Below are 22,648 nucleotides of genomic sequence, written 5' to 3' on the forward strand. Positions count from 1 at the left end.
ATCATGAGCAAGCACATGAGTAAGCAATCCAACGCCAACATCCTCTGGTTCCTGCCGACCCACGGTGACGGCCGCTATCTCGGCACCGGCATCGGCGGCCGCGAGGTCAATTTCAACTATCTGCGCCAGGTCGCGCAGGCCGCCGACCAGCTCGGCTATTTCGGCGTGCTGCTGCCGACCGGGCGCTCCTGCGAGGATTCCTGGATCGTCGCCTCCAGCGTCGCGCCGTTCACCGAGCGGCTGCGCTATCTCGTCGCCGTCCGCCCCGGTCTGCAATCGCCGACCGTCGCCGCGCGCATGACCGCGACGCTCGACCGTGTCACGGGCGGCCGGCTGCTCGTCAACGTCGTCACCGGCGGCGATCCCGTCGAGAACAAGGGCGACGGCATCTTCCTCGGCCATGATGAGCGCTACGAGGTCACCCGCGAGTTCCTCAACGTCTATAGTGGCCTGCTCGCTGGCAAGACGGTCGATGTCGAGGGCAAGCACATTCACGTCGAGGGCAGCAGGCTGCTGTTTCCTCCGGTACAGTCGCCGCGCCCGCCGCTCTATTTCGGCGGCTCGTCGGATGCCGGCATCGATGTCGCCGTCGACACCGTCGACAAATATCTCACCTGGGGCGAGCCGCCGGCTCTGGTTGCCGAGAAGATCGCGAAGGTGAGGGCAATCGCGGAGGCGCGCGGCCGCAAGCTCTCCTTCGGCATCCGCCTTCACGTCATCGTTCGCGAGACCAATGAAGAGGCCTGGAGGGCTGCCAACGATCTGATCAAGCACGTCAGCGACGAGACCATCGCCACCGCGCAGAAGAACTTCGCGCGGATGGATTCGGTCGGCCAGCAGCGCATGGCGCAGCTTCACGGAGGCAAGCGCGACAAGCTCGAGATCGCCCCGAACCTGTGGGCCGGCGTCGGCCTCGTCCGCGGCGGCGCCGGCACGGCGCTGGTCGGCGACGCCGAGACCGTCGCGGCCCGCATCAAGGAGTATCAGGACATCGGCATCGATACCTTCATCATGTCGGGCTACCCGCATCTGGAGGAAGCCTATCGCTTCGCCGAGCTGGTGTTCCCGCTGCTCGCGCTGGAGCAGCCCAGTAACGTGACCAGGCTACACTTCAACGGCGGTCCTTTTGGTGAAACGGTCGGCAGCGATTTCCGACCGCAGCAGCGAGTGTCCGAGTCATGAGCCTGATCGACAGCGTTTCACTTCCGCGCGGCTTCCGCCTGCCGCGGGTCGACGGCCTGATCCAGTGGATCGTGCCGCTCGCCATCATCGCGATCTGGCAGGTCGCGAGCGTCACCGGCTTCGTGCCGACGCGGGTGCTGCCGGCGCCGAGCGACGTCGTGCTCGCCGGCTGGAAGCTGCTGCTCTCCGGCGAGCTCGTCCGCAACATCTGGGTGTCGTTCTGGCGCGCCTCGATCGGCTTCCTGATCGGCGGCGGCATCGGTTTCGCATTCGGTCTCGCCAACGGCCTGTCGCAGCTCTCGGCCAAGCTCACCGACACCACACTCCAGATGGTGCGCAACGTGCCGCATCTGGCGCTGATCCCGCTGGTCATTCTGTGGTTCGGCATCGACGAGAGCGCAAAGCTGTTCCTGGTCGCGCTCGGCGTCTTCTTCCCGATCTACCTCAATACGCTGCACGGCATCCGCACCGTCGATCCGCAGCTGATCGAGATGGGCCGTATCTACGGCATGACCGACGGCGAGCTGTTCCGCCGCGTGATCTTCCCGGGGGCGCTGCCCTCGATCTTCGTCGGCATCCGCTTCGCACTCGGCATCATGTGGCTCACCCTGATCGTCGCCGAGACCATCGCGGCGTCTTCAGGCCTCGGCTACATGGCGATGCAGGCGCGCGAGTTCATGCTGATCGACGTCGTCGTGCTGTCGATCCTCATTTATGCCCTGCTCGGCAAGCTCGCCGACAGTGCTTCCCGCGTGCTGGAGCGCCTGACGCTCTCCTGGCACCCCGCCTTCCAGAAACGCTGAGAGTGACATGCAGACAGCTCTTCGTACGTCCCTTCCCGAGTCCGAGCTCGCCAGCCGCGCCAAGTTCGCGCCTCAGGCCCGCGTCGTGCGCGAGGAGCGCCAAGAGGAACGCCAATCAGAACGCCAGGCACAGACCGCCGGCCTGCCGCTCAGCATCCGCGGCCTGCGCAAATCCTTCGGCGACAACGAAGTGCTGCGCGGCATCGATCTGCAGATTCCCGCCGGCCAGTTCGTCGCCATCGTGGGCAAGAGCGGTTGTGGCAAGAGCACGCTGCTGCGCCTCATCGCCGGCCTGGAAAAGATCGACGCCGGCAGCATCGGCTTCGTTCAGGATGTCCAGCCGGAAGACATTCGCGTGATGTTCCAGGAGCCGCGGCTGCTGCCCTGGGCGCGGGTGCTTTCCAATGTCGAGGTCGGTCTCGGCCGCGATCGTTCATCCGGCGATGCGCACGCCCGCGCCGAGAAGGCCTTGGCCGAGGTCGGGCTGACCGACAAGCGTGACCAGTGGCCGTCGGTGCTGTCGGGCGGCCAGAAGCAGCGCGTTGCGCTCGGCCGCGCGCTGGTTTCCCGTCCGCGCGTGCTCGCCTTCGACGAGCCGCTCGGCGCGCTGGACGCGCTGACCCGCATCTCCATGCAGCGTCTCTTGGAGCGCGTCTGGCGCGACCAGGGCTTTACCGCGATCCTGGTCACCCATGACGTTTCCGAAGCCGTCGCGCTGGCTGACCGGGTGCTCGTGATCGACGAGGGCCGGATTGCCCACGATGTTACGGTTAACGCCGCCCGGCCCCGCGAACGCGGCTCCGCGGAGCTGGCAAGCCTTGAAGGCTCGATCCTGAGCCATCTTTTGTCGGCGGATGATCGTACCTAAATACAAGGGAACCCCGTTTTGGGGACCATGCCATGAATGTAGTGCCCCGCGATCTCATGACTGAAACTGCCGTCTCGTCCGCCGATTTCCGCGGCGCCATGCGCCACCTCACCGGCGGCGTCAGCGTCATCACTGCCGGGCGGGGCAAGAACATCACCGGCATGACGGTCACCTCGGTGACCTCGCTGTCGGTCGATCCTCCGACGCTGCTGGTCAGCATCAATCGCGATGCCTCGTCCTTCCCGCTGATCCGCCGCTACGGCGCCTTCGGCGTCAACATCCTCGCGGCGGACCAGCTCGACGTCGCCGAGCGCTTTGCCGGCAAGGGCGGGCTGAAGGGGACCGATCGCTTCGCCGGCGCCCAGTGGGTGACGTCAGTCTCCGGCGTTCCGCTGCTGGTCGGCGCGTTGTCCGCCGTCCATTGCGAGGTCGAGGAGATCGTCGAACGCCACTCGCACGGCATCGTCATCGGGCGCGTGCGAGACGTCAGGAATTCGACCCGCAACGCTGCGCTGGCCTATTGGCACGGCCAGTATGTGGCGGTCGATCAGGACGAAGATGCGGCCAGGCTTGCGGAAGTCAGCGTTCCCGCCCGCGGCCTGCGCGGCGTTTGATCGCCGCTGACAGGCGGCCCTAAGGCTGGCCTTTTCCCCGTCATCGCTCTAGAAGCGCCCTGAGCCTTCCCGCCGGGACGGCAATGGAGCGGAACGATGAAGCGCGTCGCGACCTGGGCCTTCTATGCCATCGGCGCGCTGGCGATCGCCTATCTCGCGCTCTATGCGTATGCGATGTTCAGCGGCCAGCCGATCGTGCCGGGCGATCCCATCCATATTTTCCGCAAGCCGGATGCGCCGAGTTATTCGTAGAACTCGGGAGGTCTCGTAGGGTGGGCAAAGGCGCACTTGCGCCGTGCCCACCACCTTTGTGCGGTGGCAGCAGTGGTGGGCACGCTTCGCTTTGCCCACCCTACGGCACTTCCGATCACCCCCGCAAAATCGCCAGCGCCAGCGCCTGCGCGCGCGGCACGATGCTGTCGAGCTCGAGATATTCCTCCGGGGTATGCGCGAGCCCACCGACCGGCCCGAGGCCGCAGATGGTCGGCGTGCCGACCGCGGCGGTGAAGCCGGAATCGGCACAGCCTCCGGAGAACTCGCCCTGGAGCGTGGTGAGGCCAACCTGTTTTGCGGCGGCCTGATAATCTTCGAACAGGGCCTTCGACTCTGCGCTCTGCACCACCGGCACGAATTCGCCCTTGACCGTCAGCGTCGCGCTGGTGCCGGGCACGTAGGATGTCGCGATGATCTTTTCGATCGCGCCCATGATCCGCGCACGGTCGGCAGGATCGACATAGCGCAGGTCGATCTGGCCCTCGGCATAAGGCGCCGTGGTGTTGACAGACTGCCCGCCCGAGACGAGTCCGACATTGAGCGTGATTCCTTTGTCGAGATCGGTCAGGGCGTGAATCTGCACGATCTTGTGCGCGAGCTCGCCGATGGCGCTGACGCCGGCGGCGAAATTGGCACCGGAATGCGCGGCTTTGCCGGTGATGGCGAAGTGCATGAAGATGCCGCCCTTGCGGCCGGTCACGATGTTGCCAGTCGGGCGGCCCGGCTCGGAGTTGAACACGGCGCGGGCGGCGCGTCCTTCGCGCTCGATCACGGGTCGGGAGGAGGGGGAGCCGATCTCCTCGTCGGAGGTGATCAGCACCTTGATCGGATGCGGGCTGCCGCCGAATTTGTGGAAGGCGGTCGCCACGAAGATGTTCATTACGACGCCGGACTTCATGTCGGCAACGCCGGGTCCATAGGCGCGCTTGCCCTCAATCGTGAAGGGACGCCGTCCGGCCTCGCCCTTGCCGAACACGGTGTCGCGATGGCCCATCAACAGCACCGGCTTTTCATTGCTGCCGGGTTTGGCGATCTCGGCATGGATCGCATCGCCGAAGGTGGCGTTGCTCTCGCGCCGGAACGGAATGCCGTGCTCGGCAAAATGCCGCTCGAACCGCGCACCGACCGCATCGACGCCTTCCTTGTCATAGGATCCGGAATCGATGTTCACGACATCGCGCAGCAGGTCGATCATCGCCTGCCGCTGCGATGCCAGCCAGTCCGTGATTTGAGTCTCCGACATCGTCACTGTCCCCTACTGATGGTATGCTGCGCTTATAGAGCCAGTGTCGACGACGAGGTAGGCGTCGAACGCGGGCACCGTGCGCAGAATCGCACGTCAGGTGATGCAGAGGCGAAGTCGTGTGGCTTAACGGCGTGGTTCCGCCAATCGCGAGGCGTCGCGGTATTCGACGGATGCGGCTCTTGGCCGACGTCACGTCACTCCAAGATTCCATCGATCATGATGGATATCGATAGTGAACTGCTTCACTCGCGCGCCTCAACTGCCGATCATCGAATTCATCCCATCGGTCACGATGGTCGCGGTCCAAATGGGTCGGCCTGGCTTACCGTTCGCGCAGCATTGCGGAGTCGGTTATAGTCGGGACAGGCTGCCAGTTGGACGTGCCGAGGTCCGCAGCTCGATTTTCAAGGCAGCTCACGTGCCGTCGGCAGGCCGTGCCTTGCTCTCGCTCGGAGGGCTCTTTCCAAAGCTACATGTGTTGTCGCTCTAACTTCGACGGAGAGAAAACATGCCGCTGTTCATCTCGTACGTCTCATACTCGAATTCCGGCATCAAGGGATTGGTCGACAAGCCGGCCGATCGCACCGCGATCATCGGAGCAATGATCGAGAAGGCCGGCGGGAAGCTCCAGGGAGCGTTCATGACAACAGGCGCACATGACGCGCTCATCGTTGCGGAGTTCCCGGACGGAGCCGACGCTGTCGCCATCGGAATGGCGGCCGCGGCGAGCGGTGCCATCGCCAAGATTGAAACCGTGCGCGCCTGGAAGATGGGTGACTTCAAGGCCATTGCGGAAAAGGCCGCGAAGCTTGCAAGCGTCTACGTTCCGCCTGGCAAGTAGCCTAATGTGAGCGTGGCGCCACCATGTGGCAAAACACGCGGTCGCCGTGGCCGGGCTCGTCCCGGCCATTCGCGCGCTTCATGTGAATGCCCTGGGGCGGGCGTGATGAGATCGAGTCGCCGTTAGCTCACCCCATGGCCGGCATGCGCGGATACTCACCGGGCGTGCCCGCCGGCGTGATCGGAATGCCGCCGTCGGAATATTCATTGAGCTTGTTGCGCAGCGTGCGGATCGAGATACCCAGGATGTTGGCGGCATGGGTCCGGTTGCCGAGGCAGTGCTTCAGCGTCTCCAGGATCAGGTCCCGTTCGACATCCGCGACCGTGCGGCCGACCAGCGCGCGCGTGACCTGCTCGGCGGCCATGGTCGCATGCGCCACGGCCGGCGCGGTCTTGGCGAGGTCGAGGCGGTCGCCGTCCGGCGTGAGGATCGCGTCGGGCCCGATCTCGTCGCCCTGCGCCATCAGCACCGCGCGGTGCATGGTGTTCTCGAGCTCGCGGACGTTGCCCTGCCAGCGGTTGGTGGAGAGCACGCGGCGGGCCTCCGCCGAGATCGGGCGCATCGGCACGCCGTTGGCCTCGGCGTACTTCTTCACGAAGTGCTGGGCGAGCTCCAGAATGTCGGCGGGACGCTCGCGCAGCGGTGGGATCTTGAGATTCACGACGTTGAGGCGGAACAACAGATCCTCGCGGAACGTGCCTTCGCGCACGGCCTCCGCCAGGTTGCGGTTCGAGGTCGCGATGATGCGGATGTCCACCGGCACCGGCTTGGTGCCGCCGACGCGGTCGATCACGCGCTCCTGGATGGCGCGCAGCAGCTTCGATTGCAGGCGGACGTCCATCTCCGAGATTTCGTCGAGCAGCAGCGTGCCGCCGGTCGCCTCCTCGAACTTGCCGATGCGGCGGGCGATCGCGCCGGTGAAGGCGCCCTTCTCGTGGCCGAACAGTTCGGATTCCAGCAGATGCTCGGGGATCGCGGCGCAGTTGATCGAGATGAACGGCCGCTTGGCGCGGGCCGAACGGGTGTGGACGTAGCGCGCCAGCACTTCCTTGCCCGTGCCGGATTCGCCGGTGACCATCACCGAAGCGTCGGAGCCTGCGATCTGCTGGGCGAGCTTGATCACCTTGGCCATGGCTTCGTCGCGATAGACCAGCTCGCGGGAATCGTTGGCGACCGCGGCCAGCACCGCGGCGATCAGCTCCGGATCCGGCGGCAGCGGGATGTATTCCTTGGCGCCGGCATGGATCGCGGCGACCGCGGCGCGGGCGTCGTTGGTGATGCCGCAGGCGACGATCGGGGCGTGGATGTGTTCGGCCTCCAGGCGCATCACGAGATCGCGGATGTCGAGGGCGACGTCGACCAGCAAGAGGTCGGCGCCCTTGCCGCCGCGCAGGACGCGCATCGCCTGCTCGTGATCCTCGGCATGGGTCACGGTGGCGCCGTTCTCCATCGCGATCTTGGTGGCGGTGGTGAGCTGGCCCTTCAATGTGCCAACGATGAGAAGCCGCATGTCAGTCTCCTGTCCGTCTGGTCGCGCTGCCGCGCGTTAGTCCTTGCAGCTGCACCAGCTAGCTGCGTTCGGTCTTGATGATTTCAGTCATGGTCACGCCGAGCTTGTCCTCGACCAGGACGACTTCGCCGCGGGCGACCAGCTTGTTGTTGACATAGATGTCGATGGCCTCGCCGACGCGCCGGTCGAGCTCGAGCACCGTGCCGGGCCCGAGCTTCAATAGCTCGCTGACGTCCATCTTGGAGCGGCCGAGCACGGCCGAGACCTGCACCGGTACGTCGAACACGGCTTCGAGGTCGGCGGCGGCGCGCGCCGCATATTCGTCCTCGTTGTAGCCGACGTCGGTGCCGGTTGGCGGCATCGGGCCGTTAAGATCGGGCAGCGGGACCTGTCCGTCGGTGTCGCTCATGGCTTAGCTCCCCCTGCGGGACGCGATATAGCGTCCGACCATTTCGTCGATCTTGGCCGCGATGGCACCGCGCTCCAGCACCACGCCGCCATCGGCCCATTCGATCCGGCAGTCGCCGGTGGCAATTTCGGGCTCGGCCAGGATCACGAGCCGGCCTTCGAAGCCGCTCTGCTTGGCGAGCCGATCGATCTTCTCGCGCGCGCTGTCGTAGAGCGCGTCGTTGATGCGGACGACGAGATGCGGCGTCGCGACCAGGTGCGAGAAACAGTCCTTGACCAGCGCCATGATCTCGCCGAGCGGTTCGGCAGCGACCAGATCGGCGGACAGCTTGCGCGCCACCGCCACCGCGACGTCGACCGCCTCGGTCTCCATCTTGGACTCGATGTTGCCGATGCCCGAAGCAATTCCCCGAACCGCGATGTTGATCTCTTCCATGGCAAGCGCCACGCGGCGATCGCTCTCGGCTTTGGCTTCCTGCTGGCCGGCGGCAAAGCCGGCCTGATAGGCGCGGGCCTCGGCTTCCGCGACCTTCTGGGCTATCTCGGCAGCAGTCGCAGCCTTCTCGCGCGTCGTCCGCTCCGGCGCCGCGAAGTCGGTGTCGAACAGGAATTTTGCCGGAGCGCCCATCAATACACCAGCTCGTCGTCGGCGCGGTTCTTGGTCAGCATGATCTCGCCCTTGGCGGCGAGGTCTTTGGCGAGGTTGACCAGCAGCGCCTGGGCCTCGTCGACGTCGCGCAGGCGGACCGGGCCCATTGCCGCCATGTCGTCCTGGAGCATCTTGGCCGCGCGCGAGGACATGTTGCCGAAGAAGAAGTTGCGGACGTCCTCGTTGGCGCTCTTGAGCGCGACGCCGAGCTTGTCCTTGTCGACATTGCGCATCAGGGTCTGGGCCGAGCCGGAATCCAGCTTCACGAGGTCGTCGAAGGTGAACATCAGCGCCTTGATGCGCTCTGCCGATTCGCGGTTGTCCTCTTCGAGCGAGGTGATGAAGCGGGTTTCGGTCTGGCGGTCGAAATTGTTGAAGATTTCCGCCATCACCTCGTGGGCGTCGCGGCGGCGGGTCTGCGACAGGTTGGACATGAATTCGGTGCGCAGCGTCTTTTCCACGCTCTCGATCACCTCCTTCTGCACTGCTTCCATCTTCAGCATGCGGTTGACGACGTCGAGCGCGAGTTCCTCGGGGAAGATGCCGAGCACGCGCGCGGCGTGTTCCGGCTTCAGCTTCGACAGCACGACGGCGATGGTCTGCGGATATTCGTTCTTGAGATAGTTCGCGAGCACCTCTTCCTGCACGTTGGAGAGCTTCTCCCACATGTTGCGGCCTGCGGGGCCGCGGATCTCGTCCATGATGCCGTTGACGCGCTCGGGTGCCAGGTACTGCTGAAGCAGCCGCTCGGTGGCGTCGAAATTGCCCATCAGCGCGCCCGAGGCCGACATGCGCGAGACGAATTCGAGCAGCATGTCCTCGACAGTGTCGACCTCGACGGTGCCGAGCGTCGACATCTCCAGCGAGAGCTGGCGGACCTCGTCGTCGTCGAGTAGCGACCAGATCTTGCCGCCGTATTGCTCGCCGAGCGCCAGCATCAGGATCGCGGCGCGCTTCGGCCCGGCCACCGTTTCCATCTTGGCGCCGGCACGGCTGCCGGCACGCTGACCGAGCGTGGAGATCACGCTGGTGATGTCGTTCGAGTTGGCGTTTTGCAAGGAGGCGGCCATGTCAGATCACTTCTTGATTCACGAGGCTAAGTTACTTGGCGCGGATTACTTGACGCGGTTTACTTGGCTGGTTCGGTCAGCCACTGGCGGATGATGGCGACGGTTTCGTTGGGGTTGCGCTCGGCGAGCTCGCCGACGCGATGAACGGACTGGGCATGGACCTGGCCCTGGATGGTGGCGACGTCGATTGCGCTCGCGGCACCGCCCGGCAGCAGCGGCTGGCCGGCGGTGGGCGCGGCGTCTTCCGAGGCGGCCGGGCCGGTGAGGACGCCGGAGATGGCGGCGGCGACTTCGTCGGAGGCGAGGATGCGCTTGACCAGCGGGCGGATCACCAGGAACAGCACGACCAGGCCGAGCAGCATCATCACGCCGAGCTCGACGAAGTACATGACGTCGTCCTTGGTGAACTGGAGCATGCCGAGGAAGCCCGAGGGCTCGCCGATCGGGGCGGTGGAGGGGGCATCCGCAAAGCGCAGGTTGACGACCTCGACCTGGTCGCCGCGCTTCTGGTCGAAGCCGATCGCCGAACGCACCAGCGCGGAGATGCGGTCGAGCTGCTCCTTGGTGCGGTCCTGATAGGCCAGCTCGCCCTTGTCGTTCTTGGAATAGATGCCGTCGACCAGCACCGCGACCGAGATGCGGTTGACCCGGCCGGCCTCGGTCACCTCGGTCTTGGTGGTGCGGGAGATCTCGTAATTGTTGGTCTCTTCGGTCTTCTTGCTCTGGTCCTTCGCCGTCTGACCGCTGTTCTGCTGGTTGCCGGGCAACTCGTTGTTGACCGTGACCTGGCCGTTATTGTCGGCGGTCATGCTCTGCTCTTCGCGGGTCTGGCTCGAGCGCAGCACGCGGCCCTCGGGGTCGAACTTGTCCGAGGTCTGGGTGACCTTGTTGAAGTCGAAATCGGCCGAGAGCTGGACGCGGGCGCGGCCCGAGCCGACCACGGAGGAGACGATGTCCTCGACCTGCTTGCGCATCCGCTTCTCGAAGGAGATGCGGCGCTCGTCGCCGACTGCCTGCTCCGGATCGGTCGCGGCGCCGTCGGCGAGCAACTGGCCGGCCTCGTCGACGATCGAGACCCGCTGTGGCTTCAGCCCGTTGACGGCGGAGGCGACGAGGTGACGGATGGCGCGGATTTGCTGGGCCTCGAGCGAGCCGCGGACGCGGACCACGATCGAGGCCGACGGCTCCGGCGCCTCGCGCGCGAACAGCGGGCGCTCGGGCAGCACGAGGTGGACGCGGGCAGCCTGGATGCGGTCGATGGCGCGGATGGTGCGGGCGAGCTCGCCTTCGAGCGCGCGGAGATGGTTGATGTTCTGGACGAAGGAGGTGGTGCCGAGCGCATCCGACTTGTCGAACACCTCGTAGCCGACCCCGCCGCCCTTCGGCAGGCCGCCCTCGGCGAGCTTCATCCGGAGCCGGGTGACCTTGTCCTTGGGCACCATGATGATGCTGCCCTCATTCCGGATCTCGAACTGGATGCCTTGGCGCTCCAAGTCCTTGATAATACCGGAAGAATCCTCGACCGAGAGGTCGGTGAACAGCGTCGTCATCTGCGGCGTGGTCACGCGCATGATGACGAACGCGAAAAAGCCGATGAGCGCGGCGGTGACCGCGATCATCGCCCCGAACCGGGCGGCGCCGATACCCTTCAAAAAGTCCGCAAGACCTTGCAAGCAACCGCCCCGACAGCTTCGGCTGCTTTCACTGGAAAGGCCGACTGGGCAATTATTGCCTAGGTGATGGTTTCGATATGGTTAACGAAGATTAAGAGCTGGGACAAAAGTCGCGCCAAAAGGAAACATGAAAAAAATCGGCCTCGCGGGGCGAGGCCGATTTTCGTCAAAAGCCGCAGATTTCCGGATCGCTTACTGGCGATATTGCTGAATGCGGGTGGTGCGAAGCCCCGCAAGACCGTGCTGGTCGATGGAAAACTGCCAGGAGAGGAATTCGTCGACGGTCAGGGTATAACGGCTGCAGGCCTCCTCGAGGGAGAGAAGTCCGCCACGCACAGCGGCGACGACTTCGGCCTTACGGCGGATGACCCAGCGTTTGGTGCCGGGAGCGGGCAGATCTGCGATCGTCAGCGGACTGCCGTCCGGCCCGATGACGTATTTTACCCTCGGGCGATGGGGTTCTGTCATGGTGTACTCACAAACTCTCAACCACTGAACTCACGCCGTAACCCTACGCATGCGGGCTTAAAAATCCGCTAAGCCTAAGGCTTCAATACAATTCTCGTTGAAAATGGCTGGAACGCCGCCGGCCCGGAGGGCTGGACACCATGATCCGAGCCGGCCGAGCGGGTCTTCGTAAATACTTTACTAACAAACAGGGCGCATCAGGCGGCGCGCGAGCCTAGTTGCTGCTGGTCGCGATGATGCTCTTGACCTGGCTCAGGGTGTAGCTGGCGCCGTCGATGGTGAGCAGCGGCGGCGACTGGGTCAGGTCGACGGACGACACCACGCCCTGCACCTGCGCGGCGATGCCGACATTGTTGTTCGCGACGTCTTTGCCCGTGGCCGAGATCGTGTACTTGCCGTCGGGCCATTGCGTGCCGTCATTGCCCATTCCGTTCCAGGTGAAGGGAATGTCGCTGCCCGCGGCGGCGGTATATTTGCCGGTGAATACGGTCTGGCCCGTGGAATTGGCGACGGTGATGTCGACGGTGGAGTCGGAGGGCACGTTGAGATGCCAGGTCGCCGACGACTTCGTCATGGTCGCGGTCGAGCCGTCGACGAGGGCGGTCTTGCCGACGAACCCCAGCGCCTGGGTCGCCTGCGTGGTCTGTTGCAGGGTGACGAGCTGGGACAGTGAATCGTTGGTCTTGAGCTGCTGCTCGACGCCGGCGAACTGCACCAGCTGCTGGGTGAACTGGTTGGTGTCGAGCGGATCGAGCGGATTCTGGTTCTGCAACTGCGTCGTCAGCAGCGTCAGGAAGGTCTGGAAGTTGCCGGCGAGTGTCGCGCCCGTGTTGGAGCTCAGCGAGTTCGACGAGGACGACGACGATGAGGTCTGCGTCGTGCCGGAGACGGGCGTAGGCGCGGTGGCGGCATTCGTGGTGGTCATGTTCGAATACTCCTCACACTCTGATGTCGACGCCGCTGCTCGATCCGAGCATGCGGCCGTAGCCGCGCCCGACGGGCGCAGCAGGCACGGTGTCGTCCTCGCTGATGATCAGCCGGCGGGCATTGCCGCCATTGTCGTTGTTCTGGCCGGAGTTCTGGCCCGATGAATTCTGGTCGCGCAGGCTGAAGGACAGCCCGTTGCTGCCGGTCTTGAGGCCGGCATCGTCGAGCGCGCGCTGCAATTGCGGGGCGTCCTGCCGCAGCATCTGCAGCGTCTCCGGCTTCTCGACCGTCAGATGCGAGGTGACCTGGCCGTTGCGATCGACATTGATGCGCACGTCGATGCGGCCGAGATCGATCGGATCGAGGCTGATGTCGAAGCGCGTCTTGCCGGCACGCGCGGCGGCCGCGATCTCGATCGGCACGGCGTTGATGGGCACGGCATTCGTGTTGGCCGCGGTCGCGGTCAGCGTCGCGGTCGAAGCTGTCGCGGCCGAGGTCGTATTGGTCACCGGCGCCTGGATGGCGGAAGCCGCCTGCGCGCTGGTGTCGGTCGTGGGCACGACGGCTTGAGTGCCCGCATGCGCGTGCGTGTTCGCGGCAGTGGGTGTCGCGTCAGCGGCGCCGGCTTTCGCATCGGCCTTCGCGTCAGTCGCAGCGGAATCGGCCTGCGGTTTTGCGGCTTGCGCATGCGCGGCATTGGTGGTCGCATTCGCCGGGGTCTGCGCGGCGTTCGCCTTGCCTGCGTCCTGGCCGATATTGGAGACGTCCCTCTCGCCCTGCGCGGTCGCGACGGCCTTGAACGAAGGCTTTGGCGTGCCCTGGTCCACGGCGGCGATCAGGCCGCCGTTGGTCTTGGCATCGGTCGCGGTGCCGTCGGTCGTGCCGGTCGCGGTATCGCCAAGCGTCGCGGAAGTGTCCGCATCGACCTTGGCACCGGCGGTCCTGGCGCTCTTGTCGCTCGCCGTGGCGGTGTCGGTCTTGCCGCCCGCGATTTGCGCCGCCGTCGAGGCGCTGGCGGCGATGCCGGCAGCCGCAATCGTCAGCGGCGAGGCGGCGGCATCGCTGGCCTGGCTCGCGGCCGCGTTCGGATCGACCGGCACCACGGGCGGGGCAGCCACGATGGCGTTCGGATCGGGCACGGCGACCTGCGTCGCGTCGGGCTGCACGGCGGCATCGACGGAGACGGCAAGCCCGTCGGTGCCGTCGGTCTTGTCGCCCTTGGTGTCGTCGGACTTGCCCGCCGATTTGGCGTCGGAAGTCTCGGATTTGTCCTTGGTCTTGCTCGGCTTGGCCGGATCGGCCGTGGTGTCGCTCGCGGCGGGGGCCGATGGGTCGGTGTCGTCGCTCGCCTTGCTACGCGAGGAGGGGTCGGTCGAGGAGGTATCGCGCGGGCTCTTGTCCGAGGCGGATGACGACGAGGATGAAGAATCGGTCCGGCGCGGCGCAGTGTCCTGCGACTGCGCGTTGTTGCTAATCGCCTGGGTGTTGCTGTCGACCAGCGAGCCGAAGGAGTCGTTGGTGGACGTGTCTTTGGAGCTCTGCGACCGGGCAGGCTTTTGCTGCGTGCTCTGGACCTGCACGCTGGCTGGTACATCTGACGTCCGACCGACCACGGAAAACCCCTTGGAAACATCTTCGGCAAAGGGGTAGCAAGGAGCGGGCCAGCTTCCAGATGTGCTATTTTTGCAAGCAAAATCAATTAATTGGTTGGGTTTCACTCCCGCCGCGAGGAGTGCAAGAGCCCCGCCATTTCTGCCTCCCCGGCAAGAATTGCCCTAAGCAGGCCGCCCGCGTGATTGCTTCACCGGAATGCCGCCTATATTAAAGAGGTGCTCCAGCCGCTTTCGACCGGGCGATCGTGCCCTTCGGGAACCAAAGTTCCCGGGGATAGCCGATGTCCCGCGAGAAAGCCCAAAAATCGCGGATCGCGAACGCCGCCGTCACAACGCTTTAAGGCCCATGCTCAACAGTCTGGATCTCGAAGGCCGTCCTGAGGACACCAGGGTCGTCGTCGCCATGTCGGGCGGCGTCGATTCCTCGACGACGGCTGCGCTGCTCAAGGCCGAGGGCTATGACGTCGTCGGCATCACGCTCCAGCTCTACGATCATGGCGCGGCGACCCATCGCAAGGGCGCCTGCTGCGCCGGCCAGGACATCCACGACGCCCGCGATGTCGCCGCAAAGCTCGGCATTCCCCATTACGTGCTCGACTACGAGGATCGCTTTCGCGAGTCCGTCATCGACAATTTCGCCGACAGCTACGCGCTCGGCGAGACGCCGGTGCCGTGCATCGAGTGCAACCGCTCCGTCAAGTTCCGCGACCTGCTGAAGACCGCGCGCGAGCTTGGCGCGCAGGCGCTCGCCACCGGCCATTACGTCGCCTCGCGCCACCGCGACGACGGCCCGCGCGCGCTGGTCTGCGCCGCCGACAGCGACCGCGACCAGAGCTACTTCCTGTTCGCGACCACGCAGGAGCAACTCGACTTCCTGCGCTTTCCGCTCGGCGACATGACCAAGCCCGAGACGCGCGAGCTTGCGCGCCGTTTTGGTCTCGCCGTCGCCGACAAGCACGACAGCCAGGACATCTGCTTCGTGCCGACGGGCCGCTACACCGACATCATCACCCGCCTGCGTCCGAACGCGATGGACCCCGGCGACATCGTCGATCTCGACGGCCGCGTGCTCGGTCAGCACAACGGCATCGCCAATTTCACCGTCGGCCAGCGCCGCGGCCTCGGCATCGCAGCTCACGCGCCGCTGTTCGTGGTGCGGCTGGATGCAGCGAACCGCCGCGTCGTCGTCGGCCCGCGCGATGCGCTGAAGATGCACCGCATCGTGCTGCGCGACGTCAACTGGATCGGCGACGGCGACATCGACCGCGCCATCGGCAACGGCCTCGAGATGTTCGTGCGCGTCCGCTCGACCCGCAGCCCGCAGCCGGCCTGGCTGCGCGGCGGCAACGGCCATTACGAGGTCGAGCTCGTCGCCGGCGAGGAGGGCGTCTCGCCCGGCCAAGCCTGCGTGTTCTACGACGCGCCGAATGGGCAGGCCCGCGTGCTCGGCGGCGGCTTCATCCAGAGCGCCGCGGCCAAGGTTGCGAGCAGCACGGCGAGGCCGCTGGTGGAAGCGGTGCGCGGCTAAGCGCATGATCCGGAAGAGTGTGAGGCGGTTTTCCGACCAGATCATGCGCAAGATAAAAAGCTAGGCTGGGGCAGGGGGCATGGCAGCAGACATCTCGCGGGCCGGGGTCGAGAAGGCCTATGGCCGCTGGGCGCCGGTTTACGATCTCGTGTTCGGCAAGGTCTTTGACGCCGGCCGGCAGTCGACCATTCTGGAGGCCGACCGCATCGGCGGCCGCATCCTCGACGTCGGCGTCGGCACCGGCCTCTCGCTCTCCGATTATTCGCGCACCACGAAGATCTGCGGCGTCGACATCTCCGAGCCGATGCTGCGCAAGGCGCAGGCGCGCGTGCGGAGCTTGCGCCTCTCCAATGTCGAGGTGCTCTCGGTGATGGACGCGAAGAACCTCGCTTTCCCGAACAACGCCTTCGACGCGGTGGTCGCGCAATATGTCATCACCGCCGTGCCCGATCCCGAAGGCACGCTCGACGAGTTCGTGCGCGTGCTCAAGCCGGGCGGCGAGTTGATCCTCGTCAACCACATCGGCGCGGAGAGCGGCCCGCGCAAACTGTTCGAGCTGGCCTTCGCACCCGTCGCCCGCCGCCTCGGCTGGCGTCCGGAATTTCCGTGGGACCGCCTCGTCAACTGGGCGGCAAGGCACGGCGGGGTCACGCTCGCGGAGCGCCGTCCCATGCCGCCGATGGGGCACTTTTCGCTGATCCGCTACGTCAAATCGTAGTTGCGAGCAGCACGGGCTCGCGCCGCAAGTCGGCGCCTGTCGCCGCGAATCGAGACCTCATCCTGAGGAGCCCGCGTTAGCGGGGGTCTCGAAGGATGCGCCGCGACGAAACCCGCGACATTCCAGGCTTCAATTCGCTGTGCGTCGGCCGGAACCTCCGCATGGCCGGAGACGTTTCCCTTCCATGCGCACGACATCAAACATCATCCTTGCGGGCCTCCTGATCGTCGCTTCAGGCGCCGCGATCGCGCAGGCCCCGCCCGCCCCGGCGACGCCGCCGCAAGCGACCGCGCCGCCATCCCCGCAACACGCCGCCAACTGCACGCCGCAGGACCGCCCGAACCGCGCCACCGCGCCCGACGGCACCACCACCGGCCAGTCCCGGGAACCGCTCGGCGACAAGCTGGCAAAATCAGACGGCGTGCTCTGCCCGCCCTCCGGCGTCGACCCCGACATGCACGCCCCCGCGCCCTCTACGGACGGCGCCATGCCGGTCATCCCGCCCCCCGGCAGCCCAGGCGGCGACCAGACGGTCAGGCCGAAGTAGCTGTTGCGCCGTAGGCGGAGGCCGCCTTTCCTTCGCCTCGCCCCGCCCGCGGAAAGAGGCTAGAATCTGCGCAAAAGCGCGGATTCCGGGTGAGAGGGACTCTCGGCGAGTCAGGTAGCGGAAAACGGCTGCGTTCGGCCCCAAACAGGACGATTTAGCCAGCGAAATCACTGATCAATCGGCGCCACCTTGCTTGACTTCGCGCCGCCCCCTTCTTTATATGCCGCGCGTTCGCGAGATCGGCCCTATTCGGCCCTCGCGACCCTGTGGCGGGGTAGCTCAGCTGGTTAGAGCACGGGAATCATAATCCTGGGGTCGGGGGTTCGAGTCCCTCTCCCGCTACCACGTATCCCCCACTATGAGGGTGGGCCTCCGGAAAGACCCCTCCGCCGACCAGGGCGGCCAGCTTTCCCTTGACCTCGACCTCGAAGCCTTCCCATGGGCCTTTCGGGTAGACAATGACGCTGTGCACAAGGGACCTGAAGTCGGCGACCAACGGGCCGCGGTCGTCCTCCGCGCTTGCGTGGCTTGCTATCCTGTCGGCAAGCGCATTGACCGTCTCGATGTAGCGGTCCAGCGTCGCCGGATGCAGTGAGATAGAGGTAGGGGCCTCCTCGAGGGCAGCTATTTCCGCCTCGACGCGCAACCGTTCTTGCTTCAACTCGGCGATCCGTTGCCTGGCATCCTCCTCAGAAATCACGTACTTGATCACAAGATCAATGTTGCGCTGACGCTCGCCTTCGATCCGGTCACGTTTGGCCTCTAGCCGCAGGCGCTCCGCGGAAGCGTTTCCCGCAAGCCGCTCTCGTTCACTGTTGTAGTTGCGGACGTAGGTCCCGATCAGCCGTGGGTCCTTCAACTCCTCGACCATCCCACTGAGCACAAGTGTTTCGATGTCGCGCAAGTAGATGATCCTGCGATTCGAGCAACTGCCACTCTCGCGCACAGCTGAGCAACGAATCCTGGTCTTTCCGGTCTTGTCGCGGTCGTGAACTGACAGGCCAGATCCGCAACAACCGCACCGAAGAAGACCTGATAGGAGATGCGGGGCCCGTCGCTTCATGTGGCTGGCCAAATGTCCCTTCTCAGTCTTCAAGGCGTGCGCCTGCTCCCAAACTGACTGTTCGACGATCCGCAGTTGGGGCGCATCGATGCTCTGCCACTCCTCACGAGGGTTCGGACGAGACAATCGCTTGCCTGTATCGGGATCCTTCACCATCCTGACCTTGTTCCAGACGATACGGCCAGCATAGAGCTCATTGAAGATGAGTCCCGTCCCGCGCTTGGCGTTGCCATTGATCGTCGACGCATTCCATCGCCGACCTCGCGGCGGATGGATATTTTCCCGATTGAGATCCTGCGCGATCTCTCGTGGTGCCCGTCCCGCTGCGTATGCTGCAAAAATCCGTCGGACAATCGTAGCTTCATCTTCGATGATTTCGAGCTCGCCGGGTTTGCCGGGTACCGCTCGATATCCGTAAGCTCGCCCTCCTGCGTGTCGGCCGTCGCGTACCACGCCGGCCATGCCGCGGCGGACCTTCTTCGCGCCGTCCTCGCGCTGCATCTGTCCGACGAGGCCGCGGATCCCAATCAAGATTGAGTCCGCAGTGCCATCGTGGACGGCTTGGATCTCGATCCCCTGGAAAGACAACCTTTTGTGAATGCCGGCCAGATCCTCCATGTCACGTGAGAGCCGGTCCAATGCCTCTACGATCACCACCGTGAAGCGATGCTGACGTGCAGCGTCCATAAGCTGCATCAAACCATCGCGGCCGAATACCGATGCCCCAGAACGCGCCTTGTCTTCAAAGGTAGCAACGACATCGAGTTGGTGACGAGCCGCATAAGCGCGGCACAGCGCAATCTGGTCTTCAGTCGATTTTTCGTTTTGAAGCTCGGTCGAGAACCGAGCATAGATCGCCGCGGGTTTCATCTCGAATACCAGTCCTGATGGGCTTGTCGCCAGCGGCATCAAGATGATTCTTCATGAGGCGCTCGCTATCGAGAAGATGATCGCGCCTAGCATCCGCGATTGCAAGTGCTTCAACAAATTGGACCAAAGCAGGATCTAGTTCGCCTGAGGTTGCGCGCCCTGGTACACGATCGACTACTCCCACCAATCTCGCGCGCTTCATCCCAGTAGGATGCAGCGATCACTTGAGAAAGGGCAGGGCGTTTTCGCTCTATCGTAGAATTGAATGTTATGGCGTAGAAAAAGGACGGCCACTTCGAAACTCGAGATATAAGTCTCGACCAGCTATCGGTAAAGCAAGTACCCCGCGAGTAGCGTGGCTAGTACCGGGATCGCTCCCAGCACCAGAATTGATCCGCGACTTTGACGCTGCAGCACGAAGAGTGCCATGATCGCAGCACAAAGAGCAAGCAGCGCGACACCATGTAAGGTCAATCGATCCCAGCCCACAATGACGTAGCGTGACAAGTTCCACCCGGTTTGCTGGAGATCCCATAAAACGCCCTGACTGGTCATGAGCAAAGCGAGAGCGCCCGCAGCAGTGAACGGCGGAACTGCCGCGAGCAGGCCTAGGCGCTGTTGCCGCTTAGTAGCTAAGCGTACCGTTGCGGCTAGTCGCATCAGCACTAGGAAGTGGACGGCCATGAGGAGAAGCGCGCCGAAAACAATCGTTCCGGATGTAATTGTTGAATTGATCGTTAGAAATCGCCAAAGCGATGCACGTCTGTCGTCGAATGTGGCAAGCGTCGCGCTGGCCGAGGTAAACAGGAGTTGAAGTACAAATTCGAGGACGAAAGCACTGAAGAAGCCTAACAGGACGAAAAGCATCATGTCAGCACGGTACACCGCGCTGTGATCAGTCATGGCGATGGCGCGCGTCGCCGGCGCCGGGTGCAGTCCGAGAAAGCGGGACGAAAACCTGCGCAGTGCGGTTGTGTCGCGCGTGGTCACTGAAAAGACTTGGCGATAGGTCCAACAGCTATTGTCGCGGCGGCGTCAGCATAAAACTCCCGAAGTCGCGCTGCGGAGCGGCGCTCCAGCATCAGCACCAGGAAGATGCTTCCGAACAGCACTAAGTTTGCGACCATTCCAAATTCCATCCAGCCTAAGAGTGCCTTTCTCACTTCAGGCCATCCTCCAACGTTGCCGATGTCCGCCAAGGCAACCAACAGATTGAATAGGGCCGATCCGTAAGCGATTGACAGAAAAAGCGTAGCGGTGGTGTAGACAACGGACAGCCAATTCTCACGAAGCAGGTCACCAACGGCCAAATGTGCGTATTCATGAGCTAGTCGGTAGCGAAACCCTTCAGGTTCGCGTTTTATAAATGGCAAGGCCCCCCGACCGACGCCGACAACGTCGCGAGTTCCTATCCGCATTGCAAGAATGCGAGAGTCTCCCATTCCGCCGAGGGCTACCGCCACAGCGCGCGCCCCGAAAGTGCGGTTCAGGTCCCGGAGCATCCGTCGGGCCGAAACTGTGCGTAAGGACGTTATCCCGGATGACCGCGATGCGCCAGACCACAGCAGTTTGCGTCTGTCCGTTGGGGTGTGGCCGCAGAATTAGAACCGGGTGCGATGAGATTTTCGAGGAGCAGGTCTCCCCGGTTAGCCGCCGCGAGGAGTTGGAGCGGTGCCTCAAGTTCGTTCGGAAGGGAGACAGTCTAGTTGTGACGAAGCTGGATCGTTTAGCTCGCTCGATCCCTGATTTGGTGAAGATCATCGGCGCTCTTGAAGAGAAGGAAGCAACTCTGAACTGAGCTGCTGCCGGTTTGATGGACACCCGGTTAAGCTAATCCCACCTTGCGCTCGAACTCAACCGGGCTGAGATAGCCGATGGTCGAGTGCCTGCGGGTCGTGTTGTAAAATCGTTCGATGTAGTCGAACACATCGGCGCGTGCCTCGTCTCTGGTTCGATAAATCTTGTTGGCCGTACGCTCGGTCTTGAGCGAGGAGAAGAAGCTCTCCATCGCCGCGTTGTCCCAGACGTTGCCGGACCGGCTCATGCTGCAAACGATGCCGTGGTCGGCCATCAGGCGCTGGAACTGCTCGCTGGTGTACTGGCTGCCCTTGGTCGGAGTGATGCAACAGCGCATCCGGCTTGCCGCGTCGCCAGACGGCCATCAACAATGCGTCCGTCACAAGCTGTGCCGTCATGGCGGCACTCATCGACCAGCCCACCACGCGGCGTGAGAACAGGTCGATCACCGCTGCGACATAGAGCCAGCCTTCGGCCGTCCAGAGATAGGTGAAGTCGGCGATCCATTTCTGGTTGGGACGCTCGGCGGCGAACTGCCGGTCAAGGAGGTTCGCCGGTACGGTCTCGAGCTGTCGATCGCCGTCATCCTTCGGCAAGCGCCGACGTCGCGGCCGCGCCCGCAAACCTTGCAGGCGCATCAGCCGCTCAATCCGGTGCAGGCCGCAATCCGCCCCGTCGGCGAGCAGGTCACGCCACACCCGGCGTGCGCCATAGGTGCGGTCGCTGGCGACGAAGCTGGCCTTGACCTTGCCGCCGAGCTCCTCGTCGCTGCGGGATCTGGCGCTGGGAGAGCGGTTCAGCCAGGCATGTAAGCCCGACCGCGACACTCCCAGCGCATCGCATTGCCATGCCACCGGCCAGATCGTCCGGTGCTTCGCGACGAAGGCGAACTTCATGTCGCTTCCTTCGCGAAGTAGGCTGCGGCCTTTTTTAGGATATCCCGCTCGGCCTTCAGCTTGGCGACCTCGCGGCGCAGCCGCTCGATCTCTTGCTGCTCGGGCTTCATCTGCCCATGGCCGGGAAAGGCCTGCACCGGGTCAGAGCCGAACTCTTTCACCCATTTGCGCAGTACGTTCTCATGAACCCCCAGGTCGCGGCCCGCTTGCGCCGCGGACACCCCGCGCTCCCCGACAAGCTTGACCGCTTCGATCTTGAACTCTCGGCTGAACTTCCGTCTCTGCATGACCAACCTCCGGCTTGATAAAACACCCAATCTCGGTGTCCATCAAACCGGCAGCAGCTCAAACATTGGCTCGCACTATAGGTGAGCGTCTTAGGAGTGGCTCATCCCTTCCGGCAATTTCAAAAGAATTTGGTTTCTCTTCCACAGGGCTACGACAAGGTTTGGCGCGTCACGGCGTAACCCTGCCGCGCATGAGATCCGCAACATTGCGAGAGGTCGGAAGGCCGCCGAAAAAGCAAGCGTCGTGAATTCTGAGCATAGAAGCTAGCGGCCTGGCGCGCATCATCGGCTGGCTTCCGTGAGACGCCATCATCATCGTCCGACTCAGATGGTTGCGCGAGAAAAGCCGGGACGGATCGATAGAAGATCCGTCCTGCCGTCTTCGGCAGGCGGCAACTGATAAGGTTTTCAGAATTTTCTTATCAGTCATGAAGCGGATGGTTCAATTCGTACGCCCTGGGCAAGCTCGATACCAGGTCGGACGCATAGGTCAAAATCAATCTTGTAAAGTAGTTCGCGACGACAAAGACCGTTGTGAATCTCAACCCTATCAAAGATTGGAATGTCAAAATGAAATCGAAAAAGAAGCAGAAAAAGTTGCTTGGCCAATTTCTATCTAGGGCGTGTACTCATAAACCCGCGCCACAGTTAGGGTGCGGATGAGGTCCGCTGTGCTCCTGATAGCGGCGCAAAACCGGGCCTCACCGGAGGTTCGACTTGGTGCCGATTTTGTTGCAAAAGTCAGTTGAGACGAACTGGCAAGCGTGATTCCGTTGTGTTGGCGCGAATCGCGACGA

The 22,648-nt window shown here is 63.9% G+C and carries 22 protein-coding genes, 1 tRNA gene and 1 pseudogene; 11 read left to right on the top strand and 13 right to left on the bottom strand.

Features of this window, described 5'->3' with window-relative positions:
• Positions 1-3: 3 nt before the first annotated feature.
• From ssuD to JQ627_RS21585, 5 genes are all read left to right on the top strand, one after another.
• Entirely contained in the window at positions 4-1,182 is a 1,179-nt protein-coding gene (gene ssuD / locus JQ627_RS21565; RefSeq protein ID WP_212486153.1) for an FMNH2-dependent alkanesulfonate monooxygenase, read from the top strand.
• Entirely contained in the window at positions 1,179-1,985 is an 807-nt protein-coding gene (ssuC, locus tag JQ627_RS21570) for an aliphatic sulfonate ABC transporter permease SsuC (RefSeq protein WP_212486154.1), read from the top strand. Before ssuD ends, ssuC begins: the two co-directional genes overlap by 4 nt.
• Before the next feature lie 7 nt (positions 1,986-1,992).
• Positions 1,993-2,853 carry an ATP-binding cassette domain-containing protein gene (locus tag JQ627_RS21575; RefSeq protein ID WP_212486155.1) on the top strand — a complete coding sequence of 287 codons (861 nt, stop codon included), beginning with the start codon at positions 1,993-1,995 and terminating at the stop codon, positions 2,851-2,853.
• Between the two features lie 32 nt (positions 2,854-2,885).
• Entirely contained in the window at positions 2,886-3,467 is a 582-nt protein-coding gene (locus JQ627_RS21580; protein WP_212486156.1) for a flavin reductase family protein, read from the top strand.
• A gap of 96 nt (positions 3,468-3,563) precedes the next feature.
• Positions 3,564-3,719 carry a hypothetical protein gene (locus JQ627_RS21585; RefSeq protein WP_008131268.1) on the top strand — a complete coding sequence of 52 codons (156 nt, stop codon included), beginning with the start codon at positions 3,564-3,566 and terminating at the stop codon, positions 3,717-3,719.
• A gap of 115 nt (positions 3,720-3,834) precedes the next feature.
• Here JQ627_RS21585 and JQ627_RS21590 read toward each other — a convergent pair whose 3' ends face one another.
• Positions 3,835-4,983, bottom strand: a complete 1,149-nt coding sequence (locus tag JQ627_RS21590; RefSeq protein ID WP_212486157.1) for a M20 family metallopeptidase — start codon at positions 4,981-4,983, stop codon at positions 3,835-3,837.
• 511 nt (positions 4,984-5,494) lie between these two features.
• Between JQ627_RS21590 and JQ627_RS21595 the strand changes: the two genes are divergently transcribed.
• Positions 5,495-5,827, top strand: coding sequence for a GYD domain-containing protein (locus tag JQ627_RS21595; protein WP_212486158.1), 333 nt, complete (start codon positions 5,495-5,497; stop codon positions 5,825-5,827).
• Positions 5,828-5,954: 127 nt separating this feature from the next.
• On the opposite strand, the gene JQ627_RS21600 is transcribed toward JQ627_RS21595, so the two are convergent.
• The 8 genes from JQ627_RS21600 to JQ627_RS21635 all read right to left on the bottom strand — a co-directional run bounded on the left by JQ627_RS21600 (position 5,955) and on the right by JQ627_RS21635 (position 14,145).
• Entirely contained in the window at positions 5,955-7,337 is a 1,383-nt protein-coding gene (locus JQ627_RS21600) for a sigma-54-dependent Fis family transcriptional regulator (RefSeq protein ID WP_212486159.1), read from the bottom strand.
• Between the two features lie 58 nt (positions 7,338-7,395).
• Positions 7,396-7,746, bottom strand: coding sequence for a flagellar motor switch protein FliN (fliN, locus tag JQ627_RS21605; protein ID WP_018318401.1), 351 nt, complete (start codon positions 7,744-7,746; stop codon positions 7,396-7,398).
• A gap of 3 nt (positions 7,747-7,749) precedes the next feature.
• On the bottom strand, positions 7,750-8,373 hold the full coding sequence (locus JQ627_RS21610; protein WP_212486160.1) for a FliH/SctL family protein: 624 nt from the start codon (positions 8,371-8,373) through the stop codon (positions 7,750-7,752).
• Positions 8,373-9,464, bottom strand: coding sequence for a flagellar motor switch protein FliG (fliG, locus tag JQ627_RS21615; RefSeq protein ID WP_212486161.1), 1,092 nt, complete (start codon positions 9,462-9,464; stop codon positions 8,373-8,375). Before fliG ends, JQ627_RS21610 begins: the two co-directional genes overlap by 1 nt.
• 59 nt (positions 9,465-9,523) lie before the next feature.
• On the bottom strand, positions 9,524-11,137 hold the full coding sequence (gene fliF / locus JQ627_RS21620) for a flagellar basal-body MS-ring/collar protein FliF (protein ID WP_212486162.1): 1,614 nt from the start codon (positions 11,135-11,137) through the stop codon (positions 9,524-9,526).
• A 192-nt stretch (positions 11,138-11,329) separates the two neighbouring features.
• The gene (locus JQ627_RS21625; protein WP_002714638.1) at positions 11,330-11,605 is read right to left on the bottom strand and encodes a DUF1153 domain-containing protein; all 276 of its coding nucleotides are present in this window, start codon (positions 11,603-11,605) and stop codon (positions 11,330-11,332) included.
• Between the two features lie 214 nt (positions 11,606-11,819).
• Positions 11,820-12,530, bottom strand: a complete 711-nt coding sequence (locus tag JQ627_RS21630; protein WP_212486163.1) for a flagellar hook assembly protein FlgD — start codon at positions 12,528-12,530, stop codon at positions 11,820-11,822.
• Positions 12,531-12,543: 13 nt separating this feature from the next.
• The gene (locus JQ627_RS21635; protein ID WP_212486164.1) at positions 12,544-14,145 is read right to left on the bottom strand and encodes a flagellar hook-length control protein FliK; all 1,602 of its coding nucleotides are present in this window, start codon (positions 14,143-14,145) and stop codon (positions 12,544-12,546) included.
• Between the two features lie 346 nt (positions 14,146-14,491).
• On the opposite strand from JQ627_RS21635, the gene mnmA reads away from it, so the two are divergent.
• The 4 genes from mnmA (at position 14,492) to JQ627_RS21655 (ending at position 17,283) form a co-directional block, all read left to right on the top strand.
• Positions 14,492-15,673 (top strand): tRNA 2-thiouridine(34) synthase MnmA, encoded by a 1,182-nt coding sequence (gene mnmA, locus JQ627_RS21640; protein ID WP_212486165.1) that lies wholly within the window; start codon positions 14,492-14,494, stop codon positions 15,671-15,673.
• A 79-nt stretch (positions 15,674-15,752) separates the two neighbouring features.
• Positions 15,753-16,391 carry a class I SAM-dependent methyltransferase gene (locus JQ627_RS21645; protein WP_212486166.1) on the top strand — a complete coding sequence of 213 codons (639 nt, stop codon included), beginning with the start codon at positions 15,753-15,755 and terminating at the stop codon, positions 16,389-16,391.
• A gap of 184 nt (positions 16,392-16,575) precedes the next feature.
• On the top strand, positions 16,576-16,938 hold the full coding sequence (locus tag JQ627_RS21650; RefSeq protein WP_212486167.1) for a hypothetical protein: 363 nt from the start codon (positions 16,576-16,578) through the stop codon (positions 16,936-16,938).
• Between the two features lie 268 nt (positions 16,939-17,206).
• Positions 17,207-17,283: transfer RNA gene (locus tag JQ627_RS21655), tRNA-Met, on the top strand.
• Here the strand turns inward: JQ627_RS21655 and JQ627_RS21660 are convergent.
• The 3 genes from JQ627_RS21660 to JQ627_RS21670 form a co-directional block, all read right to left on the bottom strand.
• Positions 17,240-18,910: a recombinase family protein gene (locus JQ627_RS21660; RefSeq protein WP_312015797.1), complete on the bottom strand. Its 1,671-nt coding sequence runs from the start codon at positions 18,908-18,910 to the stop codon at positions 17,240-17,242. The two genes, JQ627_RS21655 and JQ627_RS21660, sit on opposite strands and share 44 nt — an antisense overlap.
• A gap of 285 nt (positions 18,911-19,195) precedes the next feature.
• Positions 19,196-19,861, bottom strand: a complete 666-nt coding sequence (locus JQ627_RS21665; protein WP_212486168.1) for a hypothetical protein — start codon at positions 19,859-19,861, stop codon at positions 19,196-19,198.
• On the bottom strand, positions 19,858-20,334 hold the full coding sequence (locus tag JQ627_RS21670; RefSeq protein WP_212486169.1) for a hypothetical protein: 477 nt from the start codon (positions 20,332-20,334) through the stop codon (positions 19,858-19,860). Before JQ627_RS21670 ends, JQ627_RS21665 begins: the two co-directional genes overlap by 4 nt.
• Before the next feature lie 86 nt (positions 20,335-20,420).
• Here JQ627_RS21670 and JQ627_RS21675 point away from each other — a divergent pair, with 86 nt between their 5' ends.
• The gene (locus JQ627_RS21675; RefSeq protein WP_249143244.1) at positions 20,421-20,669 is read left to right on the top strand and encodes a recombinase family protein; all 249 of its coding nucleotides are present in this window, start codon (positions 20,421-20,423) and stop codon (positions 20,667-20,669) included.
• A 27-nt stretch (positions 20,670-20,696) separates the two neighbouring features.
• Here JQ627_RS21675 and JQ627_RS21680 read toward each other — a convergent pair.
• A pseudogene (locus JQ627_RS21680) lies at positions 20,697-21,851 on the bottom strand (IS3 family transposase).
• Between the last annotated feature and the right edge of the window lie 797 nt (positions 21,852-22,648).

It is taken from the genome of Bradyrhizobium liaoningense (genome assembly GCF_018130785.1).
Classification (GTDB): Bacteria; Pseudomonadota; Alphaproteobacteria; order Rhizobiales; family Xanthobacteraceae; genus Bradyrhizobium; species Bradyrhizobium liaoningense_A.